17 protein-coding genes are annotated in these 19,563 nt (G+C 61.6%); 6 read left to right on the top strand and 11 right to left on the bottom strand.

Annotated elements, in window-relative coordinates; genetic code table 11:
* Positions 1-25: 25 nt before the first annotated feature.
* The 3 genes from GA0061105_RS05840 to GA0061105_RS05830 are packed head-to-tail and all read left to right on the top strand — an operon-like array spanning position 26 to position 2,777.
* Positions 26-919 carry an ABC transporter permease gene (locus GA0061105_RS05840; protein ID WP_064694736.1) on the top strand — a complete coding sequence of 298 codons (894 nt, stop codon included), beginning with the start codon at positions 26-28 and terminating at the stop codon, positions 917-919.
* Positions 916-1,704 (top strand): ABC transporter permease, encoded by a 789-nt coding sequence (locus GA0061105_RS05835; RefSeq protein WP_064694737.1) that lies wholly within the window; start codon positions 916-918, stop codon positions 1,702-1,704. Before GA0061105_RS05840 ends, GA0061105_RS05835 begins: the two co-directional genes overlap by 4 nt.
* Before the next feature lie 11 nt (positions 1,705-1,715).
* Positions 1,716-2,777: an ABC transporter ATP-binding protein gene (locus tag GA0061105_RS05830; RefSeq protein ID WP_092748680.1), complete on the top strand. Its 1,062-nt coding sequence runs from the start codon at positions 1,716-1,718 to the stop codon at positions 2,775-2,777.
* A gap of 122 nt (positions 2,778-2,899) precedes the next feature.
* Here the strand turns inward: GA0061105_RS05830 and GA0061105_RS05825 are convergent, their stop codons facing one another.
* From GA0061105_RS05825 to GA0061105_RS05805, 5 genes are all read right to left on the bottom strand, one after another.
* Positions 2,900-3,901: an ABC transporter ATP-binding protein gene (locus GA0061105_RS05825; RefSeq protein WP_064694739.1), complete on the bottom strand. Its 1,002-nt coding sequence runs from the start codon at positions 3,899-3,901 to the stop codon at positions 2,900-2,902.
* Positions 3,902-3,911: 10 nt separating this feature from the next.
* Complete coding sequence (locus GA0061105_RS05820) at positions 3,912-4,973, bottom strand: Gfo/Idh/MocA family protein (RefSeq protein WP_064694740.1); 1,062 nt, start codon at positions 4,971-4,973, stop codon at positions 3,912-3,914.
* Positions 4,970-5,809 (bottom strand): carbohydrate ABC transporter permease, encoded by an 840-nt coding sequence (locus tag GA0061105_RS05815; RefSeq protein WP_064694741.1) that lies wholly within the window; start codon positions 5,807-5,809, stop codon positions 4,970-4,972. Before GA0061105_RS05815 ends, GA0061105_RS05820 begins: the two co-directional genes overlap by 4 nt.
* Before the next feature lie 9 nt (positions 5,810-5,818).
* Entirely contained in the window at positions 5,819-6,766 is a 948-nt protein-coding gene (locus tag GA0061105_RS05810; protein ID WP_092749049.1) for a carbohydrate ABC transporter permease, read from the bottom strand.
* 211 nt (positions 6,767-6,977) lie between these two features.
* Positions 6,978-8,237: an ABC transporter substrate-binding protein gene (locus GA0061105_RS05805; protein WP_064694742.1), complete on the bottom strand. Its 1,260-nt coding sequence runs from the start codon at positions 8,235-8,237 to the stop codon at positions 6,978-6,980.
* A 530-nt stretch (positions 8,238-8,767) separates the two neighbouring features.
* Here GA0061105_RS05805 and GA0061105_RS05800 point away from each other — a divergent pair.
* Together GA0061105_RS05800 and GA0061105_RS05795 are read left to right on the top strand one after the other, a co-directional pair.
* A complete protein-coding gene (locus GA0061105_RS05800; RefSeq protein WP_092748678.1) occupies positions 8,768-9,652 on the top strand; it encodes a glucosamine kinase nucleotide-binding domain-containing protein in 885 nt (294 codons plus the stop codon).
* A complete protein-coding gene (locus GA0061105_RS05795; RefSeq protein ID WP_092748676.1) occupies positions 9,649-10,413 on the top strand; it encodes a GntR family transcriptional regulator in 765 nt (254 codons plus the stop codon). The genes GA0061105_RS05800 and GA0061105_RS05795 overlap by 4 nt, the downstream gene beginning before the upstream one ends.
* A 104-nt stretch (positions 10,414-10,517) precedes the next feature.
* On the opposite strand, the gene metH is transcribed toward GA0061105_RS05795, so the two are convergent.
* Positions 10,518-14,291 carry a methionine synthase gene (gene metH, locus GA0061105_RS05790; RefSeq protein ID WP_092748674.1) on the bottom strand — a complete coding sequence of 1,258 codons (3,774 nt, stop codon included), beginning with the start codon at positions 14,289-14,291 and terminating at the stop codon, positions 10,518-10,520.
* A 166-nt stretch (positions 14,292-14,457) separates the two neighbouring features.
* Between metH and GA0061105_RS05785 the strand changes: the two genes are divergently transcribed.
* The gene (locus tag GA0061105_RS05785; RefSeq protein WP_092748672.1) at positions 14,458-15,717 is read left to right on the top strand and encodes an AGE family epimerase/isomerase; all 1,260 of its coding nucleotides are present in this window, start codon (positions 14,458-14,460) and stop codon (positions 15,715-15,717) included.
* A gap of 65 nt (positions 15,718-15,782) precedes the next feature.
* Here the strand turns inward: GA0061105_RS05785 and GA0061105_RS05780 are convergent, their stop codons facing one another.
* From GA0061105_RS05780 to GA0061105_RS05760, 5 genes are all read right to left on the bottom strand, one after another.
* Positions 15,783-16,277, bottom strand: a complete 495-nt coding sequence (locus tag GA0061105_RS05780; RefSeq protein ID WP_064694747.1) for a heme-degrading domain-containing protein — start codon at positions 16,275-16,277, stop codon at positions 15,783-15,785.
* Positions 16,278-16,364: 87 nt separating this feature from the next.
* On the bottom strand, positions 16,365-16,976 hold the full coding sequence (locus GA0061105_RS05775; protein ID WP_092748670.1) for a flavin reductase family protein: 612 nt from the start codon (positions 16,974-16,976) through the stop codon (positions 16,365-16,367).
* Between the two features lie 3 nt (positions 16,977-16,979).
* Complete coding sequence (locus GA0061105_RS05770; RefSeq protein ID WP_092748668.1) at positions 16,980-17,723, bottom strand: aspartate/glutamate racemase family protein; 744 nt, start codon at positions 17,721-17,723, stop codon at positions 16,980-16,982.
* 6 nt (positions 17,724-17,729) lie between these two features.
* Positions 17,730-18,548, bottom strand: coding sequence for an ABC transporter permease (locus GA0061105_RS05765; RefSeq protein ID WP_092748666.1), 819 nt, complete (start codon positions 18,546-18,548; stop codon positions 17,730-17,732).
* A gap of 1 nt (position 18,549) precedes the next feature.
* Complete coding sequence (locus GA0061105_RS05760; RefSeq protein ID WP_092748664.1) at positions 18,550-19,464, bottom strand: ABC transporter permease; 915 nt, start codon at positions 19,462-19,464, stop codon at positions 18,550-18,552.
* Between the last annotated feature and the right edge of the window lie 99 nt (positions 19,465-19,563).

Below are 19,563 nucleotides of genomic sequence, written 5' to 3'. Positions count from 1 at the left end.
TCCGACGCCCCAGGATGAGCTTTTCATGAGTACCGTTTCAACGCCAATGGTGAGCAGCGCTCCCCTGATCAACAAAGACCGTGTGATCGACTGGCTGGGAATTACGCCCTTCATCATTTTCTCTCTGCTATTCCTGATCATCCCCACGCTTTATCTGGTGGTGGGCGCGTTCCTGACGCCCGAGGGCAATTTTACGCTGAAGAATATCGGCGATCTCTTTACTCCATCGATCATGAGCGCTTACTGGATCAGTATCCGGGTCTCGGTGGCCTCCGCCCTGGGCGGCGCACTGATCGGCTTCTTCCTTGCCTGGGCCGTCGTCCTCGGCGGCCTGCCCGCCTCGGTGCGCTCGACGCTTCTGACCTTCTCCGGCGTCGCCTCGAATTTCGCCGGCGTGCCGCTCGCTTTCGCCTTCCTCGCCACGCTTGGCCGCACCGGCCTCGTGACGGTTTTCCTGCGGGAATGGTTCGGCTTCAATCTCTACGGCACCGGCTTCAACCTGCTGTCCTTCTTCGGCCTTACGATCACCTACATGTATTTCCAGATCCCGCTGATGGTGCTGATCCTGACGCCGGCGCTGGATGGCATGAAGAAGGAATGGCGCGAGGCCTCCGAAATTCTCGGCGCCACCAACCGCCAATATTGGACGATGGTCGCGCTGCCGATCCTCTGGCCGAGCCTGCTCGGCACGACGCTGCTGCTCTTCGCCAACGCCTTCGGCGCCATCGCCACCGCCTTCGCGCTGACCGGCAGCTCGCTGAACATCGTACCGATCCTGCTCTACGCGCAGATCCGCGGCGACGTGTTGCACAATCCCAACCTCGGTTACGCCATCGCCCTCGGCATGATCGTCATCACAGGCGTGTCCAACATCCTTTACCTCATGCTGCGCATGCGCGCCGAGCGGTGGCAAAAATGAAAACGCAACGCCTGGGAGCCTGGATCGCCATCTTTCTCGGCGCATCCTATTTCATCATCCCGCTGATCGGCACCGTCGAGTTTTCGCTGCGCATGCGTCGCGGTGAATACAGCCTGGACGCCTATACATCAGTCTTCTCGGACATTCAGTTCCGCGAAACCTTCGGCTACTCCATGCTGATGGCGCTTCTGACGATCGTCTTCGGCATGCTGCTCGTGGTGCCAACGGCCTATTGGGTGCGGCTGCGCCTGCCGCAGATGCGCCCGGTTGTCGAATTCATCACGCTGATGCCGCTCGTCATTCCGGCTATCGTGATCGTCTTCGGCTATCTCAGAATGTACAATTCGTCGTCCTATCTGCCGCTGACTGGTTCGACAACCGGCACCAACGCTCTACTGGTCTTCTCCTATATCACGCTGTCGCTGCCCTACATGTACCGCGCCGTCGATACCGCCATGCGCGCCATCGATGTCCGCACGCTGACGGAAGCGGCCGAAAGCCTCGGCGCCCGCTGGACGACCATCATGTTCCGCTGCATCTTCCCGAACGTGATGAGCGGTGTGCTCTCCGGCGCCTTCATTACGCTCGCGATCGTCATGGGCGAGTTTACCTTCGCCGCCCTCCTCAACCGCCCGGCCTTCGGCCCCTACCTGCAGCTCGTCGGCGCCAACAAGGCCTATGAGCCTTCGGCGCTCGCCGTCATCGCTTTTTCGATCACCTGGCTCAGCATGGGCCTCCTCAACCTCGTTTCCCGCTTCGGCAAAGCCCGCCCGGCAAAGGCTTAAGGTAACCGGCCATGTCTTTTCTCACACTGAACAACATTCAGAAGTCTTTCGGCCCGGTTCAGGTCGTCAAGAATTTCAACATGAACATCGAGAAGGGTGAGTTCATCTCCTTCCTCGGGCCGTCCGGCTGTGGCAAGACGACCGTCCTGCGCATGATCGCCGGCTTCGAAACACCGACCGGCGGCACATTGACCATCAATGGCAAGGACCAGAGCGCGCTGAAGCCGAACCAGCGAAATATCGGCATGGTCTTCCAGGCCTATGCTCTCTTCCCCAATATGTCCGTGAACGACAACGTCGCCTTCGGTCTCAAGGTTGCCGGCGCGCCGAAGCCCGAGATCGACGCTCGCGTTAAGGAAATGCTCGGACTGATCAAGCTCGATCACCTGGCCGATCGCTACCCCTATCAGCTCTCGGGCGGGCAGCAGCAGCGCGTCGCGCTTGCCCGTGCGCTCGCCGTCAAACCACAGGTGCTCTTGCTCGACGAGCCCCTCTCGGCCCTCGACGCCAAGATCCGAGTGTCGCTGCGCGAGGAAATCCGTCAGATCCAGCAGCAGCTCGGCATTACCACTGTCTTCGTCACCCATGACCAGGAAGAGGCGCTGTCGATATCCGATCGCATTGTCGTGATGAATGCCGGCAAGGCCGACCAGATCGGCTCGCCCTTCGAGATCTACAACAAGCCGGCCACGCGCTTTGTCGCCTCCTTCGTCGGCACCCTGAATCTGATCGAAGCCAAGGTCGTCGATCCCGACGCCAACCTTATTCAGATCGGCGATCAGAAGATCACGCTGAAGCAATCGGTCGCAGCCCAGAAGGCCGGCGAGATCATCTCGCTGGCGCTGCGTCCGGAAGCAGGCTCCCTCTCCGACACCGCCAAAAGCGATACGGCGCTGACCGGCCAGGTCGTCTCCGCTCACTTCCTCGGCTCGGTCATCCGCACCCGGATGAATGTCGGCGGCAACGTCATCTCCTTCGACATGTTCAACAGCCCGGGCGTCACCCCGCCGCAGGCCGGCGAAACCGTGACGCTGCGCTTCATGGCCGCCGATCTGCTCGTCATCAGCGATTGAATGTACCGATAGACTCACGAAAAAGGCGCCGCGAAACGGCGCCTTATTGTTATTCGGAGTAATGGAGGAGACGGGCAGCCTTGTCAGATCTGTCTCGCTTCGGCCAGGGAGAAGGAAACCACTTAGCGGATCGCCCGATCGTCCGCATCGAAGCGATGCACACGCGTCTGGTCAGGCGTCGCATAGACGATTTCGTCAGGCTCGTATTGATGCTCGCCGAACAGGCGAGCCGTCAGCAGGCCGCACTGCTCGGATTCCAGATAGATGATCGTGTCAGCGCCGAGATGCTCGACATGCACGACCTTCGCGGCCCAGTTTCCCTGCTCGCGCGACAGCGTCATATGTTCCGGACGAACGCCGATCGTCTTGGCGCTGTGATCGCCGACCTTCTCGCCCGCAATGAAATTCATCTGCGGCGACCCGATGAAGCCGGCGACGAAAACATTGGCCGGGCGGTTGTAGAGCTCCATCGGCGAGCCGATCTGCTCGATCGCGCCGGCATTCAGCACGACGATCTTGTCGGCAAGCGTCATCGCCTCGACCTGATCGTGCGTGACGTAGATCATCGTCGCCTTCAGACTACGGTGCAGCCGGGCGATTTCGAGCCGGGTCTGGACGCGTAGCGCCGCATCGAGGTTCGACAGCGGCTCGTCGAATAGGAAGAGTTCCGGTTCGCGCACGATGGCGCGGCCGATCGCCACGCGCTGACGCTGGCCGCCTGATAGCTCGGCCGGTCGCCGCGCGAGATATGGCGCAAGCGACAGCATGCCGGACGCCTTGCCGACCCGCTTGTCGATCTCGTTCTTCGGGGTTCCCGCCTGCTTCAGGCCGAGCCCCATATTGTCCTTGACCGTCAGGTGCGGATAGAGCGCATAGGACTGGAACACCATGGCGATGCCGCGCTTGGCCGGCGGCGTCAGCGTCTCGTCGCGGCCATTGATGACGACGGCGCCCGAAGTGACGTCCTCGAGTCCGGCGATGCTGCGCAATAGCGTCGACTTCCCGCAGCCCGACGGCCCGACGAAGATGACGAATTCGCCGTCTTTGACCTCGAGATCGATGCCTTTCAGCACCTCATGCGTGCCATAGGTCTTGCGGATGGATTTGAGTTGAAGCGATCCCACTATCTTTCCCTTACAATCTGACCGGCTGGCCGGTGCGCACGCTCTCGTCGGCGGCAAGGCAGATGCGCAGCGACGCCACCGCATCCGCCATATGGCGGTCGAGGTTCAGATCCTCGCGGATCGCCCTCAGCATGAAGGCCTGTTCCAGGTCGCAGAGCGCCTGATGACCGGGTTCACCCGTCATCCTCATGTCCTGGTCTGGCTGGATAAACCTGCCGTCGGGGCCGGTCTCCGCCGTGTGCAGACGGATCACCGAGGTTTTGGTGTGCGTGTCGATATCATCGGACTTGGCGTTCGGATCCATGACGATCGACACCGCGCCCTTCGGCGACATCACATCCTTCACGAAGAAGGCGGTCTCCGAGATCATCGGTCCCCAGCCGGCCTCGTACCAGCCGACCGAACCGTCCTCGAAGAGCACCTGCAGGTGGCCGTAATTATACATGTCGGCGGCGATCTCGTCGGACATCCGCAGCCCCATGCCGCGCACCTCCACGGCCCTCGCGTCGGTGATCTGGCACATGACGTCGACATAATGCACGCCGCAATCGACGATCGGCGAAGTCGTGCGCATCAGCGACTTGTGCGTCGCCCAGGTCGGGCCGCTGGACTGCTGGTTAAGGTTCATGCGGAAGACGTAGGGCGGACCGAGCTTGCGCGCCTCCTCGATCAGCTTCATCCAGGACGGGTGATAGCGAAGAATATAGCCGATCGCCAGCTTGCGGCCCGCCTTCTTCGCTGCTGCGACGACCCGCTCGGCATCGGCGACCGTGGTCGCCAGCGGCTTTTCTACGAACACATGGCAGCCGGCCTCGAAGGCGGCGACGGCGTAGTCGGCATGGCTGTCGGAATAGGTATTGATCGAGCAAAGGTCCGGCTTCAGTTCCGCAAGCGCCGCCGCGAAGTCGGGGTGAACAGTATAACCCTGCAGCGCGGGCTCCAGCTCCGGCGTCGATCGGTTGACGAGGCCGACGATCTCGAAACCGGGATTGTTGTGATAGGCAAGCGCATGGCTGCGGCCCATGTTGCCGAGCCCGGCAACGAGGACGCGGATCGGTTTCTCCTGGTTCATTTGACGGCTCCCGACGTGATGCCGCGGATCAGCTGCCGCGAGAAGATGACGTAGAGGACGAGGATCGGCAGGATCGCGAGCGAGAGCGCCGCCAGCACCGCATTCCAGTTGGTGACGAACTGGCCGATGAAGATCTGCGAACCGAGCGTCACGGTCTTGGTGCTTTCAGCCGGCGCCAGAATCAGCGGGAACCAGAGATCGTTCCAGATCGGGATCATCGTGAAGACCGCAACCGTCGCCATAGCGGGACGCACCAGCGGCAGCACCAGACGGAAGAAGATCGCATATTCGGAGAGCCCGTCGATTCGCCCGGCATTCTTCAGATCGTCAGAAACCGTGCGCATGAATTCCGACAGGATGAAGATCGCGAGCGGAATGCCCTGCGCGGTATAGACTAGGATCAGTGCCGTCAGTGTATTGACGAGGCCGGCCGCCACCATGCCCTGCAGGATTGCCACCGTGCCGAGACGAATCGGGATCATGATGCCGATCGCCATATAGAGCCCGAGCAGCATATTGCCGCGGAAACGATATTCCGACAGTGCGAAGGCCGCCATCGCCCCGAAGAGCAGCACCAGCAGGATCGAGACGATCGTGACGATGAAGCTGTTCTGGAAATAGGTGGCAAAATCGCCTTGGCCGAGCACTGTCTGGTAGCCGACGAGGCTGAAGGTCGACGGAGTCGGGATCATCAGCGGTTCGCGGAAGATCGAGGCACGATCCTTGAACGAGTTGACGATGGTCAGGAACACCGGAAACAGCGCGACCAGCGTATAGGCGCCGAGCGCCAGGTGCACGAGGCCGGTGCGGATGGGAGATGTGCGTGCCTTGGACATGCGCGCTCCTCAAAACTGGTAGCGACGCATGCGCCGCTGGATTACGAAGAGATAAAGCGAGACGCCGGCGAGGATGATGAGGAACATCACGGTAGCGATCGTCGCACCCATCGAACGGTCGCCGAGCTGCAGCTGGAAACCGAAGAATGTGCGGTAGAGCAGTGTGCCGAGAATGTCGGTCGACATGTCAGGCCCGGCAAGCGCCCCCTGCACGGTGTAGATCAGGTCGAAGGCGTTGAAATTGCCGACGAAGGTCAGGATCGAGATGATGCCGATCGCCGGCAGGATGAGCGGCAGCTTGATCTTCCAGAACTGCGCCCAGCCGGTGATGCCATCGCATTCGGCAGCCTCGATCACCTCTTCGGGGATGCTGAGGAGCGCTGCATAGATCAGCATCATCGGAATGCCGATATATTGCCAGTTGGAGATCAGCGACACTGCGATCAGCGCCGAACCCGGCTTGCCGAGCCAAGGGGCAAACAGGAGTTTCAAGCCAATGAGATCGAGCATCCAGGGCGCGACACCCCAGATCGGCGACAGGATCAGCTTCCAGATGAAGCCGACGATGACGAAGGAGAGCAGCGTCGGCAGGAATATCGCCGTGCGGTAGAAGGCGACACCGCGCAGTTTCGGCACCGAAAGCAGGGCTGCGAGCGCAATGCCGATCGGGTTCTGCACGCACATGTGAATGACGAAGAAGATCAGGTTGTTGACGAGCGCGTTCCAGAAATCATGCGCCCAGCGCGGATCGCCGAACAGCACCTTAAAATTCGCAAGGCCGACGAAAGCCGGCTGCCCGTCGACCGTATTGTAGAGCGAGAGCCTCAGCGTCTCGATGAGCGGCAGCACCATGACGGCGGAATAAACGATCACCGCGGGCAGCATGAAGACGAAGATGTGCCAGCGCACCGCGCGCTTGATCGGGACGATTTCGGCCGCGTTGTCAGGTTGGCTCATGGCTTTTGCCTGTTCTTGTCGCCTGGCCGCAATCTTGCGGACGCAGATAGAAAACATTGCGCCTCACCCCATCTCTCTGCCCTGGGAAGAGAGGAACGCCCTGATATGCTCTATCGGGATGGGAGGTCGCTGCGAGTCTCCTTCTCCCCGCAAGCGGGGAGAAGGTGGCCGGCAGGCCGGATGAGGGGCTGCAAACGCCGCCCTCACCACGTCACTTGGCCGGCTTGTACCAGCTGTCGAGGCCCTTCTGGAGCTTCTCGGCAGCAACTGCAGGCGTATCGGTGCCGTTGATCACGTTGGCCGATTCCACCCAGGTCTCATTTTCGAGATTCGGCGTGCCGCGCGACAGGATCTGGTAGGTGGAGCGCACGGTCGACTTGTACGGGCCGCGCCAGGAGACGAATTCCTGAGCAAGCGGATCGGACATCTTGACCGGATTGGAGTTCAGGCTGAAGAAGCCCGGCAGCGCGTTGGCATAGATGTCGGCGAACTCGGGCGAAGCGACCCAGCTGAGAAACTTCTTGGCCTCTTCCTGGTGCGTGCTCTTCGCGTTCAGGGCGACACCGATATCCGGATGATCCGAGATGTAGCCCGTATCGCCGGCCTTCGGAACTGGCGGCGGGAAGGCGCCCATCTTGAACTGCGCCTGCGTGTTGAAGAGCGCGATCTCCCAGGAACCGGCCGGGTAGATGGCGGCGCGGCCGAGCGTGAAGAGGTTCTGACTGTCCGAATAGGTCTGGGCTTCGAAACCGTCGCCGAGATAGGGCTTCCACTTGGCAAGTTCTTCATAGGGCTTGACCCATTCAGGATCGGTCAGTTTCTGCTTGCCGGCGATGAGCGCTTCGCGGCCCTCCTCACCCTTCCAGTAGTTCGGGCCGATGTTCTGATAGCCCATGGTGGCGGCTTCCCAGAGATCCTTCGTGCCCATGGCGAGCGGGATGTAAGTGCCGTCGGCCTTGATCTTGTCGAGGGCGGCGTAGAACTCGTCCTGCGTCTTCGGCACGGAGATGCCGAGCTTGTCGAAGGCATCCTTATTGTAGATGAAGCCGTGGATGACCGAAGCCATCGGTACGCAGAAGGTCGACTTGCCGTCGTCGGTCGTCCAGGCAGCCTTGGCGACCGGCGAGAAGTTCTCCATGCCGGGCAGGCTGGTGATGTCGACGAGCTGCTTCTTGTTGAAGAGTTCGAGCGAGGCATCGAACGGACGGCACGTGATGATGTCGCCTGCGGAACCGGCATCGAGCTTGGCGTTCAGCGAAGCGTTATATTCGGTCGGCGCAGTCGGCGAGAAGACGACCTTGATGCCCGGGTTCTTGGCTTCGAACGCCGGAATGATCTTCTCCTGCCAGATCTGTAGGTCGTCGTTACGCCAGCTTTCGACCGTCAGCGTGACGTCAGCGGCATGGACGAGACCTGCCGAGGTCAGCAGGCTTGAGGCAAGCAGCAAGCTTTTCAGAGCAGTGTTTTTCATTTCCCTCTCCTGTTTTTAGCGCCGGAAGGCGCCGTTTTCGATTCTGAAACAAGCAATTGGCGCGTCTGAGGAAACACCCAATGCCCCTTGTAGGGCCGCCAGCAACTGCCGGCCCCGAAAGCTCGACGGACGCGAAGGCGGATCGCCTGCGGCCGAATTGCGCGCCATGCATGGTGGCCTGCACCCGGCGCGGCGAATGAAATGGGAAAGCCGACAGATCATTGGAATTCGCGGCCGGCGTGGCAAGCCGGCGGATTATTCCTTGATCATCCTCGAAGCGGCTCCGGCTTGGCTTTACCGCCGGTTTTCGTGGGCTCCGAACTGCTGTTCCCTTTTATCGAATTAAGGCCAAAAAAATACCAATTGTCCAGCCAAATTTAACTTTTCGGACCGCAAAAATTCATCAAAAATTATTATCTAATAAAATCAAGTAGATAAAATGATTGATTTTTGCCATCATTCGCACTTGGTAAATGGTATTTTTTTGGTATTGTAAGAAAAACCAGAGGGAACGGCGTATCGGAGGCCCGATGAAGGAGCTTGTAATCGGCATAGACGGCGGCGGAACGAGCTGCCGGGCAGCGGTCGCGGATAAAGACGGCAATGTCCTCGGCCGCGGCAAGGCCGGTCCTGCCAACATCCTGTCCGACCTTGAAAACTCTCTTGTTAACATCATCGAATCCGCCCGGCAGGCACTCAGCGACGCCGGTCTCGGCGCTGAAGCCGTTTCTTCGGTTGTATCGGTCGTCGGCGTTGCCGGCGCCAATGTCATGGACTACGGCCAACGAATCGAAAGGGCCCTACCCTTTGCCGAAGGCCGTGTCGTCACCGACGCCTTGATCTCCCTGCAAGGCGCGCTCGGCGATGCCGACGGCATCGTCGGCGCCTTCGGCACCGGCTCGGTCTATAATGCGCGGAGGGATGGCCGACTGAACGGCATAGGCGGCTGGGGCTTCATCGTCGGCGACCAGGCAAGCGGGGCCCGCCTCGGTCGTGATCTCATGGAACGGTCGCTGCTCGCCCATGACAGGGTGCGCCCGGCATCGCCGATCACAGAAGCCGTCATGGCCGAATACGGAGACGACCCTGAGCAGATCGTCAATTTCGCCCATACGGCACGGCCGACGGATTTTGCCGGTTACGCGCCCATGGTCTTCAAACATGCGGCAGAAGGTGATGTGGTTGCGGTCGGCATCGTTAGGGACGCCGCAACGGCGATCGGCGAAAGCCTCGACGCGCTGCTCTGGCCGGAATGCCCGTCGATCTGCCTGCTCGGCGGCCTTGCGGAAGCTTATGCGCCCTGGCTTTCCGAACGCTACAAGCCGCTGCTCGCCAGGCCGAAGAACGATGCGCTGCAGGGCGCGGTGGAGCTTGCGGTCAAGCTCCTGAACGACCAGCAGAGAGGTGCGGCATGACCGACGATCTCGCCACCCTCCTGTCCCTACAGCGGCTGCAGGCGGCCGGCACCGGCCCCCTCTATGTAAAGCTGCGCCGCACACTTGAAGAAGCCGTGCGCACCGGCACCCTCGGCCACGGCGATGCGCTACCGCCGGAACGCGACATCGCCGAATTTGCCGCCGTCAGCCGCGTCACCGTACGCAAGGCGATCGACGAGCTCGTCGCCGACGGCCTGCTGGTGCGCCGCCACGGCTCGGGCACCTTCGTCGCCAAGCCGGTATCGAAGGTCGAGCAGCGGCTGTCGCAACTTACCTCCTTCACCGAGGACATGGCGCGCCGCGGCATGTCCTCCCGCTCAGAATGGCTGCACAAGGGCGTCCATACCCCCTCGCCCGACGAGATGATGATCCTCGGCCTCGGCACAGACGTGAAGGTTTCGCGCCTCTCCCGCCTGCGCATCGCCGACGACCAGCCGCTGGCGATCGAAAACGCCAGCGTCTCCGGCGAATTCCTGCCCGACCCGTCCGCCGTCACCAATTCGCTCTACGCTGAACTCGAACGCCTCAACGTCCGCCCGGTGCGCGCCGTACAGCGCATTTCGGCCACCAACATGAAGGAAGCCGACGCCCAGCTCCTCGGCGTGCCCGTCGGTGCAGCCGGCCTGTCCATCGAACGCATCTCCTATCTCGGCTCCGGCCGCGCCGTGGAATTCACCCGCTCGCTCTATCGCGGCGATGCTTACGACTTCGTTGCCGAGCTGACGATCGGGGCGGCGTAGGCCAGCGCATATAATCGAGCAGTATCAAGAGAATGAAGCCGGAAAGTGAATCACTTTCCGGCTTCAATGTCTCTTGATTCATTGCATTAAGAACGACAGCGACCCTAGGCGGCGTCCTCAATCTCCTCGTCCGCCTTTCGGGGCACGTAATTCAGCACCGGCCCGAGCCAGCGCTCAACCTCGGAAACCTCCATGCCCTTGCGCTTGGCATAATCGTCCACCTGGTCCCGCTCCACCTTGGCCACGCCGAAATAATAGGAGTCGGGGTGGCCGATATAGATACCGGATACGGACGAGCCGGGCCACATCGCATAGCTTTCCGTCAGCTTCACGCCCGCTGTGTGTTCCGCATCGAGCAGCTTGAACAGCGTCTTCTTCTCGGTGTGGTCGGGCTGGGCCGGGTACCCGGGCGCCGGACGGATGCCGGCATAGGCTTCGCCGATGAGATCTTCGTTGCTGAGGTGCTCATCCCTCGCATAGCCCCAATATTCACGCCGCACCTGCTCATGCATGCGTTCGGCGAAAGCTTCGGCGAAGCGGTCGGCCAGCGCCTTGACGAGGATCGAGGAATAGTCATCGTTCGACCGCTCGAAACGTTCGGCGATGGCGATTTCCTCGATGCCGGCCGTCACCACGAAGCCGCCGACATAATCCCGCACGCCGCTTGTGACAGGCGCGACGAAATCGGAAAGCGCCACATTCGCACGCCCGTCCCGCTTCGAGAGCTGCTGGCGAAGTGTGTAGAAAGTGGCAAGCTCCTGGCTGCGGCTTTCGTCCGTGAAGAGGCGGATGTCGTCGCCGACGGCGCCGGCCGGCCAGAAGCCGATGACGGCGCGCGGGCGGAACCACTTCTCGTCGATGATCTTCTTGAGCATGGCCTGCGCATCGGCCCACAGCGCACGCGCCGCCTCGCCCTGCTTCTCATCTTCGAGAATGGCGGGGAAACGGCCGCGCAGTTCCCAGGTCTGGAAGAACGGTGTCCAGTCGATGTATCTCGCGAGTTCGGCCAGATCGTAATCCTCGAACACCCGTGTGCCGAAGAATTCAGGCTTCGTCGGCTTGTAGGCTGACCAGTCGACCTTATGCGCATTCTCGCGAGCCCGCGACAGCGGCAGACGCACCTTCTCCGCTTCGCTCCGGGCATGCGCAGCCGCCACCTTGGCATATTCAGCTCTTACATCGTCGACATAACCCTGCCGCGTCTCCGGCGAGAGCAGCGCCGAGACGACGCCGACGGCGCGGCTCGCATCGGTGACGTAGATCGCCTGGCCCTTATGATAGCCGGGATGAATTTTCACGGCCGTGTGCACGCGGCTGGTCGTGGCACCACCGATCAGCAGCGGGATGTCGAAGCCCTGACGTTCCATTTCGGCGGCGACATGCACCATTTCGTCGAGCGACGGCGTGATCAGACCGGAAAGGCCGATGACGTCGACCTTTTCGGCAATCGCCGTGTCGAGAATCTTCGTCGCCGGCACCATGACGCCAAGGTCGACGATCTCGTAATTGTTGCAGGCAAGCACGACGCCCACGATGTTCTTGCCGATGTCGTGCACGTCGCCCTTGACGGTCGCCATCAGGATCTTGCCGGCCGATTTCCGGTCGTCGCCGCCGGTGAGGCGCTTTTCCTCTTCCATATAAGGCAGAAGGACGGCAACGGCCTGCTTCATGACGCGGGCTGATTTCACCACCTGCGGCAGGAACATCTTGCCGGAACCGAACAGGTCGCCGACCACGTTCATGCCGGCCATCAGCGGCCCTTCGATGACATGCAGCGGACGGGCGGCCTGCTGGCGCGCCTCCTCCGTATCGGCTTCGATATATTCGGTGATGCCGTTGACAAGCGCATGTTCGAGACGCTTCTCGACGCTCCATTCACGCCAGGAGAGATCCTGGACGCGGCCCTCCCTTGCGCCAGCGCCACGGAAACGCTCGGCCACCTCGAGCAGCCGCTCGGTGCCGTCGGCGCGGCGGTTCAGCACCACGTCCTCGCAGGCCTCACGCAGCTCGGGATCGATGTTGTCGTAGACGGCGAGCTGGCCGGCATTAACGATGCCCATGTCCATGCCCGCCTGGATGGCGTGGTAGAGGAACACGGCATGCATCGCCTCTCGCACCGGCTCGTTGCCGCGGAACGAGAAGGACAGGTTCGAAACGCCGCCGGAGATATGCACGAGCGGCATGCGCTCACGGATCGTCCTCGTCGCCTCGATGAAGTCGACGCCGTAATTATTGTGCTCTTCGATACCGGTCGCGACCGCGAAAATGTTCGGGTCGAAGATGATATCCTCGGGCGGGAAGCCGATCTTTTCCGTCAAGAGCTTGTAGGCGCGCGTGCAGATCTCGACCTTGCGGTCGTAATTATCAGCCTGCCCCGTCTCGTCGAAGGCCATGACGACGACGGCAGCACCGTAATTGCGCAGGAGCCGCGCCTGAGCGAGGAAGTTCTCCTCGCCTTCCTTCAGCGAGATAGAGTTGACGATCGGCTTGCCCTGCACCCGCTTCAGGCCGGATTCGATGATCGAGAATTTCGACGAGTCGATCATCACGGGCACGCGGGCGATGTCAGGCTCGGCGGCGATCAGGTTGAGGAACTCGACCATCGCCTTTTCCGAATCGATCAGCCCCTCGTCCATGTTGATGTCGATCACCTGGGCGCCGTTCTCGACCTGGTCGCGCGCGACATCGAGTGCGGCCGTGTAATCGGCATTGGTAATCAGCTTGCGGAATTTCGCCGAGCCGGTGACGTTGGTGCGCTCGCCGACGTTGACGAAGGGAATGTCCTTGGTCAGCTCGAAGGGCTCGAGACCCGACAGCGACATGAACGGGCGATGCTCGGGGATCGGCCGCGGCTTGTATTTCGCCACGGTCTCGGCAATCGCCCTGATATGCTCAGGCGTCGAGCCGCAGCAGCCGCCGACGATATTGACCAGGCCTTCACGGGCGAAGCTGTCGATCTGCGCCGCCATCAACTCCGGCGTTTCGTCGTACTGGCCGAACTCGTTCGGCAGGCCGGCATTCGGATAGGCGCAGATAAAGGTGTCCGCGACGCCTGAAAGCTCCTGCAGATGCGGGCGCATCGCATTGGCGCCGAGCGCGCAGTTCAAACCGATCGTGAAAGGATTGGCATGGCGCACCGAGTTCCAGAAGGCCGACGGCGTCTGGCCGGAGAGCGTGCGGCCGGAAAGGTCGGTGATCGTGCCGGAGATCATCACCGGCAGGCGAATGCCCTTTGCCTCGAAACGCTCCTCGCAGGCAAAGATCGCCGCCTTGGCGTTCAGCGTGTCGAAGATCGTCTCGATGAGGATGATGTCGGCGCCGCCATCAATGAGCCCGTCGATCTGCTCGCCATAGGCGTCACGCAGGTCGTCGAAGGTGACGGCGCGGAAACCGGGATTGTTGACGTCGGGCGAGATCGAGGCGGTGCGGTTGGTCGGGCCGATGGCGCCGGCGACGAAGCGGCGGCGGCCGTCCTCGCGTTCGGCGCGGATGGCCGCGCGGCGCACGATCTCCGCGCCTTCCTTGTTCAACGCATAGACCTCACCTTCCATCTGGTAATCGGCCTGGGCGATGCGGGTCGAGGAGAAGGTGTTGGTCTCGAGGATATCGGCGCCGGCCTTGGCGTATTTGTAATGGATCTCTTCGATCGCATCCGGCTGGCTCAGGATCAGAAGGTCGTTATTGCCCTTCTGATGGCAGGCACAACCGATGAAGCGCGTGCCGCGAAACTGGTCTTCGTCATAGCCCAGCCCCTGGATCTGCGTGCCCATGGCGCCGTCGAGAACAAGGATGCGCTCGCTCGCGGCTTTTTTCAAAGCGGCGAAAACTTCACTGCCGTCACGCTTGCCCGTTTCCGGACCAAAGAGATTGTCAAACACGGGAGGGCTCCTTGACGTCATAAGACCAGACTTCCAGATCACATAAAGATATCTTTATGTCAATATATGGCTATCGATTTCGTGCTTTGCCAGCTTGCCCGATGACAGGCTCGCCCGACCTCTATATAGCCTTTGCTACGCTTGTGCACGAAATCGGAGGAGTATCATGGCACCCGCAACCGGCATCGCCGCGCTTGGAAATTGGGCAAGCCGCCCCTATCACCGCAGCTGGCTGCTGGCGCAGGCAAATGGCCTCTTCGACTTCTTCCAGCACAATTCGATCAATCCCAAGGGCGGCTTCTACGATCTCGACGACACCGGCGGGCCGCTTGATGCCGCGGGTCAAGTCCGCAGCATCCATATCGCCTCACGCGCCGTGCATTGTTTCGCAATCGGCGCCTTGCTCGGCCGTCCCGGCGCCGCCGACGTCGTCGATCACGGCATGGACTATCTTTGGAATCACCATCGCGATCGCAAGAATGGCGGCTATTTCTGGTCGCTCGATGACAACGGCCCGATCGATTCCAACAAGCAGGGCTACGGCCATGCTTTCGTGCTGCTCGCCGCCTCGTCGGCCAAGACGATCGGCCATCCACTTGCCGACGGCATGCTCGCCGATATCACCGAAATCCTCAACACCAAGTTCTGGGAGCCGCGCCACGGCGCGATCGCCGAGGAATTCACCGCCGACTGGCAGCCGCTCGACGGTGGCGCCTATCGCGGCCAGAACTCCAACATGCACCTGACAGAGGCGCTGATGGCCGCCTTCGAAGCCTCCGGCGACACGGATTACCTCACCAAGGCCGAAAGCATCGCTGATCTCGTCATCCGCCGTTCGGCCGGTTCGGTCGACTGGCGCGTCGCCGAGCACTTCGATGCCGAATGGAACCTCGACAAGCAATACTATCATCCGAACGAAATGTTCCGCCCGGCCGGCACGACACCCGGCCACTGGCTGGAATGGGCCCGCCTCATCCTGCAGCTCTGGGCGCTTGGCGGCAAACGAATCGAATGGATGCCGGATGCGGCCAAGGCCCTCTTCGCTCAGTCCATGGCGCTCGGCTGGGACAACGCCAAGGGCGGCTTCTTCTACACGCTCGATTGGGACGACAAGCCGGCCAAGCGCAACAAGCTATGGTGGCCGGCCTGCGAGGGTGCGGCCGCCGCGCATTTCCTCAACGAGCACCTGCCGAGCGACTATCATGAGGAATGCTACCGCAAGATCTGGAACGTGATCGAACGCGCCTTCATCGACCATAGGAATGGCGGCTGGCATGAGGAGCTGACGGAGGATCTCCTTCCCTCGCACGCACTCTTCCCCGGCAAGGGCGACATTTATCACGCGCTGCAGGCCTGCCTCATCCCGCTCTTCCCGGCAACGGGCAGCCTGACGAAGGGCATCGCCGAGGCCGGCGGCAGGCTCTGACAGCTGTTTTCAGTCTCCGGCGCCGACCGTCCGGCGCTCGGATTGTTCCGGCAGCTGCGGCCGCGTCACAGCGCAGAGAGACGCAACGTGTCGAGGTCCTTTGCAAGCATCAGCGCCAGAGCTTCGACCACGAGATTGTGGTCGTCGCGCTGCGGCAGACCGGAGACGGTGACGGCGCCGATACACCCCGTACCTTTGACGTTGATCGGAAAACTGCCGCCATGCGGCGCGTAGTCGGCGCCGTCGAGGCCGTTGTCCTCGACCGTCTTGCCGTCCTTCCGGAGCTTCAGCCCGGAGGCATAACTGCTGCGGAAATAACGCATCACCATGTTGCGCTTGCGCCTGACCCAATTGACGTTGTCGGGTGTGACGCCTGGGAGCGCGGCATAGAAAACAGGCATCGAATGCAGCGTCACGTCGATCGCAATGCCGAGGCCGCGCTCGGTGCCGAGTTCCTGCAGGAGCTTGCCGAGCTGCCATGCCGTCGTGAGATCGAAGGCGTCGAAGCTCAACGCTTGTTCCTGCTCCGCGATCCGGTTGAGATCGTCGTCGATGGTCATGATGGGGCTCCTCTGCGGCAATGATCCGTTGCAGACCATTCTCGCCGGAAGCAATAAAGTAAAGCAGAACTTGGGGCTATGGGGACTTCAAAGCTTCGGCGTCAGCATCTCGAACCGGTCGCGGATGGTAGCGCAGGTATCGCCACCGAGCCTCGCAACGGCATCGACCGCCGCCGGATCGACGTGCAGCCGTTCCGAATCGACGACACCTGCGCGATAATGCGCGTAGACGATCTCACCCATGACGATCTGCCGCGAGCGGCCGAGCTCCAGCGTCACATGCCGTCTGCATTCGAAGGCGGCCGGCGCCTCGGCGATGAAGGGCGACGCCACCTTCGCGCCCGGCACTGCCGTCAGACCCGCCTCCTGCAACTCGTCGACGCCACGCGGATATTTAGCGCCGCAGACATGCATCGCCTCGGCGATCGCCAGGGAGACGATGTTGACGGTGAAGACCTCGGTCATGCGGATATTGTGACCGGTATCCTTGAACGACATGTCGGCATTGTTCTCGACGCCGATCGCCAGAATCGGCGGGTCGGCCGATAGGCAGTTGAAGAAGCTGAAGGGCGCCGCATTGATCCGCCCGTGCTCGTCGACCGTCGTCACCAGCGCGATCGGCCGCGGGATGATCGTGCCGATCATCAGCTTGTAACGCTCGCGCTCCGAAAGCTGCCTGAAATCGAAGGAAACAGCCATGGCTCAGCCGATCTTCGACGCCGGCGAGAAACCGCTCATCGCGCCCATAAAGCGTTTCGGCAGCGGCGAGGCATAGGAGCCGCGCTTGCTGGTGGAAAGCCCGAGCGACACCAGCGCCTCGGCCTGCTTGACGGCCGCCGCCACACCGTCGACGACGGGCACGCCGTAAATTTCCTGCAGTTCCCGCGCGAGATCCGTCATGCCGGCGCAGCCGAGCACGATTGCCTCGGCGCCGTCTTCGGCAAGCGCCCGCTCGATCTCGGCCCGGAGCTTGCCGATCGCATCCGAGGCCGCATTCTCCAGCTCCAGCACCGGGATGTCGGAGGCGCGAACCTTGGCGCGCGCGCCCATGCCGTAGCGGCGCACCAGATTGTCGATCAGCACCCGCGACCGCTCCAGCGTCGTCACCACGGTGAAACGCTGCGCCAGGAAGCCCGCCGTGGCGATGGCGGATTCACAAAGGCCGAGGATCGGCACATCGGCGAAGCTTCGCGCCGCTTCGAGCCCGGTATCGTCGAAACAGGCGATGACAGCCGCGTCATAACCAGCAGCCTGTCGTCCCTTGAGTTCCAAGAGCAGCCCGGGGATCGCCAGCGCGCCATCATAATGCCCCTCGATGGAGACAGGCCCCATGCTCGATGTAGCGGCGATGATCTCCGTCCCGGAAGCCGCCACCGCGCGAGCGGCGGCCGCAGCCTTCTCGGTCATGGAGGCCGTCGTATTCGGATTGACGATGAGGATGCGCATATCTGTCTATCTTTTTGCCTGCCTTCGCCCCAGCATCATCATGATGCCGAGCGCGATGAGAATGATGGTGAAGGAAAACAGCGTCGTCACCGTGCCGAGCGCATAGAGCACCGGCGTCGTGACGTTGGTCGTCATGCCGTAGATTTCGAGCGGCAGCGTATTGTAGCTGCCCGACGTCATCAATGTGCGAGCGAATTCATCATAGGAGAGCGTGAAGCCGAACAGGCCGACGCCGATCAAGCTCGGGGCGATCATCGGCAGCACGACGTGACGGAAGGTCTGCCATGAGGTGGCGCCGAGATCGCGCGCCGCCTCTTCATAGGCCGGGGAGAAGCGGTTGAAGACTGCAAACATGATCAGCACGCCGAAGGGCAGCGTCCAGGTGAGATGCGCGCCGAAAGCCGACGAATACCAGGCCGGCCTCAGCCCGCCCTCCTGAAAGACGACGCCGATGCCGAGTGAGATGATGATCGAGGGCACGACGAGGCTTGCGACGGTGGCGTAAAACAAGGCGGTTGAGCCGCGGAACCGGCGACGGAAGGCAAGGCCGGCAAGCAGCGACACGACGACGGTCACCACCATCACCATCAGCCCCAGGGTGAAGGAGCGCCGAAAGGAGGCGCCGAAATCGCCGACCGCCTGCTTCTCGAACAGGTTGAAGAACCAGTGGGTGGAAACGCCGTTCATCGGGAAGGTCAGACCGCCGTCCGGTCCCTGGAAAGAGAGGATCAGGATCGCCGAGAGCGGGCCGTAGAGGAAGAGCACGAAGACGGCGAAGAAGATCGCCAGCAGATAGAATTCGAGGCCGCGTTTTTCGTGGTTCATCTCAAAGCTCCTTGCGGATGTCGACAACGCGCAGGATCGCGGCGACCATCAACAGCACCACCGCAAGCAGCACCACGGCATTGGCGGCCGCCGCCGGATACTGCAGCAGCGACATCTGGTTCTTCATCATCAGCGCGACCGAAGCGCTCTGGCCGCCGGACATCACCTGCACCGTCGAGAAATCGGCCATCACGAGCGTCACGACGAAGATCGTGCCGATCGCCATGCCGGGCTTGGCGAGCGGAATGACCACGTTCCACAGCACCTGCCAGCCGGAAGCGCCGGCATCGCGCGCCGCCTCGAACAACGACCGGTCGATGCGCATCAGCGTGTTGAAGATCGGCGTCACCATGAACAGCGTATAGAGATGCACCATGGCGAGCACGACGGCGAAATCGGAATAGAGCAGCCACTCGATCGGCTGCGGGATGACGCCCATCTCGATCAGCGCCGAATTGACCAGGCCATTGCGTCCGAGCACCGGTATCCACGAGATCATGCGGATGATGTTCGAGGTCATGAACGGCACGGTGCAGACAAGGAAGAGGATCATCTGCGTCGAGGTCTTGCGGATGTGGAAGGCCAGGAAATAGGCGACCGAGAAACCGATGACGAGCGTCAGCGCCCAGACGATGGCGGTGAATTTCAGCGTGTTGAGATATGTCTTCCACGTCACCCACGAACCGAGCGTATCGGTGTAGTTCATGGTGAGGAAATCGGGATAGAGGCCGGCGAAATCATAATCCCAGAAGCTGACGACTGCGATCATCGCGATCGGCAGCAGGAAGAAGAAGCCGAGAATGGCGATCAGCGGGGTCGCCTGGAGATAGGAGATGGCGGAGGGGGAGAGACGGAAAGAACGCCTGCGGCGGGCGCCGTGGCTGCCCTCTTCCGTTTCTGCTGCGATGGTTGCCATATCCCGTTCTCCGTTCTGATTACGGCAGGTTGAATGAAGGCGCGTGTCGCCCCTCATCCGCCTGCCGGCACCTTCTCCCCGCTGGAGAGAAGAGGAATC

It is taken from the genome of Rhizobium aethiopicum (assembly GCF_900094625.1).
Lineage (GTDB): Bacteria > Pseudomonadota > Alphaproteobacteria > Rhizobiales > Rhizobiaceae > Rhizobium > Rhizobium aethiopicum.
Note: the sequence above shows the minus strand (reverse complement) of the source record. Positions and strands in the feature narration are given on the sequence as shown.

Excerpts from the sequence above, each read along its gene's own strand:
- GA0061105_RS05780 (WP_064694747.1), bottom strand. The coding sequence starts at position 16,277 with ATGACCATCGACGACGATCTCAACCGGATCGCGGAGCAGGAACAAGCG.
- GA0061105_RS05805 (WP_064694742.1), bottom strand. The coding sequence starts at position 8,237 with ATGAAAAACACTGCTCTGAAAAGCTTGCTGCTTGCCTCAAGCCTGCTG.
- GA0061105_RS05765 (WP_092748666.1), bottom strand. The coding sequence starts at position 18,548 with ATGAACCACGAAAAACGCGGCCTCGAATTCTATCTGCTGGCGATCTTC.
- GA0061105_RS05830 (WP_092748680.1), top strand. The coding sequence starts at position 1,716 with ATGTCTTTTCTCACACTGAACAACATTCAGAAGTCTTTCGGCCCGGTT.
- GA0061105_RS05785 (WP_092748672.1), top strand. The coding sequence starts at position 14,458 with ATGGCACCCGCAACCGGCATCGCCGCGCTTGGAAATTGGGCAAGCCGC.
- GA0061105_RS05800 (WP_092748678.1), top strand. The coding sequence starts at position 8,768 with ATGAAGGAGCTTGTAATCGGCATAGACGGCGGCGGAACGAGCTGCCGG.
- GA0061105_RS05835 (WP_064694737.1), top strand. The coding sequence starts at position 916 with ATGAAAACGCAACGCCTGGGAGCCTGGATCGCCATCTTTCTCGGCGCA.
- GA0061105_RS05820 (WP_064694740.1), bottom strand. The coding sequence starts at position 4,973 with ATGAACCAGGAGAAACCGATCCGCGTCCTCGTTGCCGGGCTCGGCAAC.
- GA0061105_RS05840 (WP_064694736.1), top strand. The coding sequence starts at position 26 with ATGAGTACCGTTTCAACGCCAATGGTGAGCAGCGCTCCCCTGATCAAC.
- GA0061105_RS05775 (WP_092748670.1), bottom strand. The coding sequence starts at position 16,976 with ATGGCTGTTTCCTTCGATTTCAGGCAGCTTTCGGAGCGCGAGCGTTAC.
- GA0061105_RS05810 (WP_092749049.1), bottom strand. The coding sequence starts at position 6,766 with ATGAGCCAACCTGACAACGCGGCCGAAATCGTCCCGATCAAGCGCGCG.
- GA0061105_RS05795 (WP_092748676.1), top strand. The coding sequence starts at position 9,649 with ATGACCGACGATCTCGCCACCCTCCTGTCCCTACAGCGGCTGCAGGCG.
- GA0061105_RS05815 (WP_064694741.1), bottom strand. The coding sequence starts at position 5,809 with ATGTCCAAGGCACGCACATCTCCCATCCGCACCGGCCTCGTGCACCTG.
- GA0061105_RS05770 (WP_092748668.1), bottom strand. The coding sequence starts at position 17,723 with ATGCGCATCCTCATCGTCAATCCGAATACGACGGCCTCCATGACCGAG.
- GA0061105_RS05760 (WP_092748664.1), bottom strand. The coding sequence starts at position 19,464 with ATGGCAACCATCGCAGCAGAAACGGAAGAGGGCAGCCACGGCGCCCGC.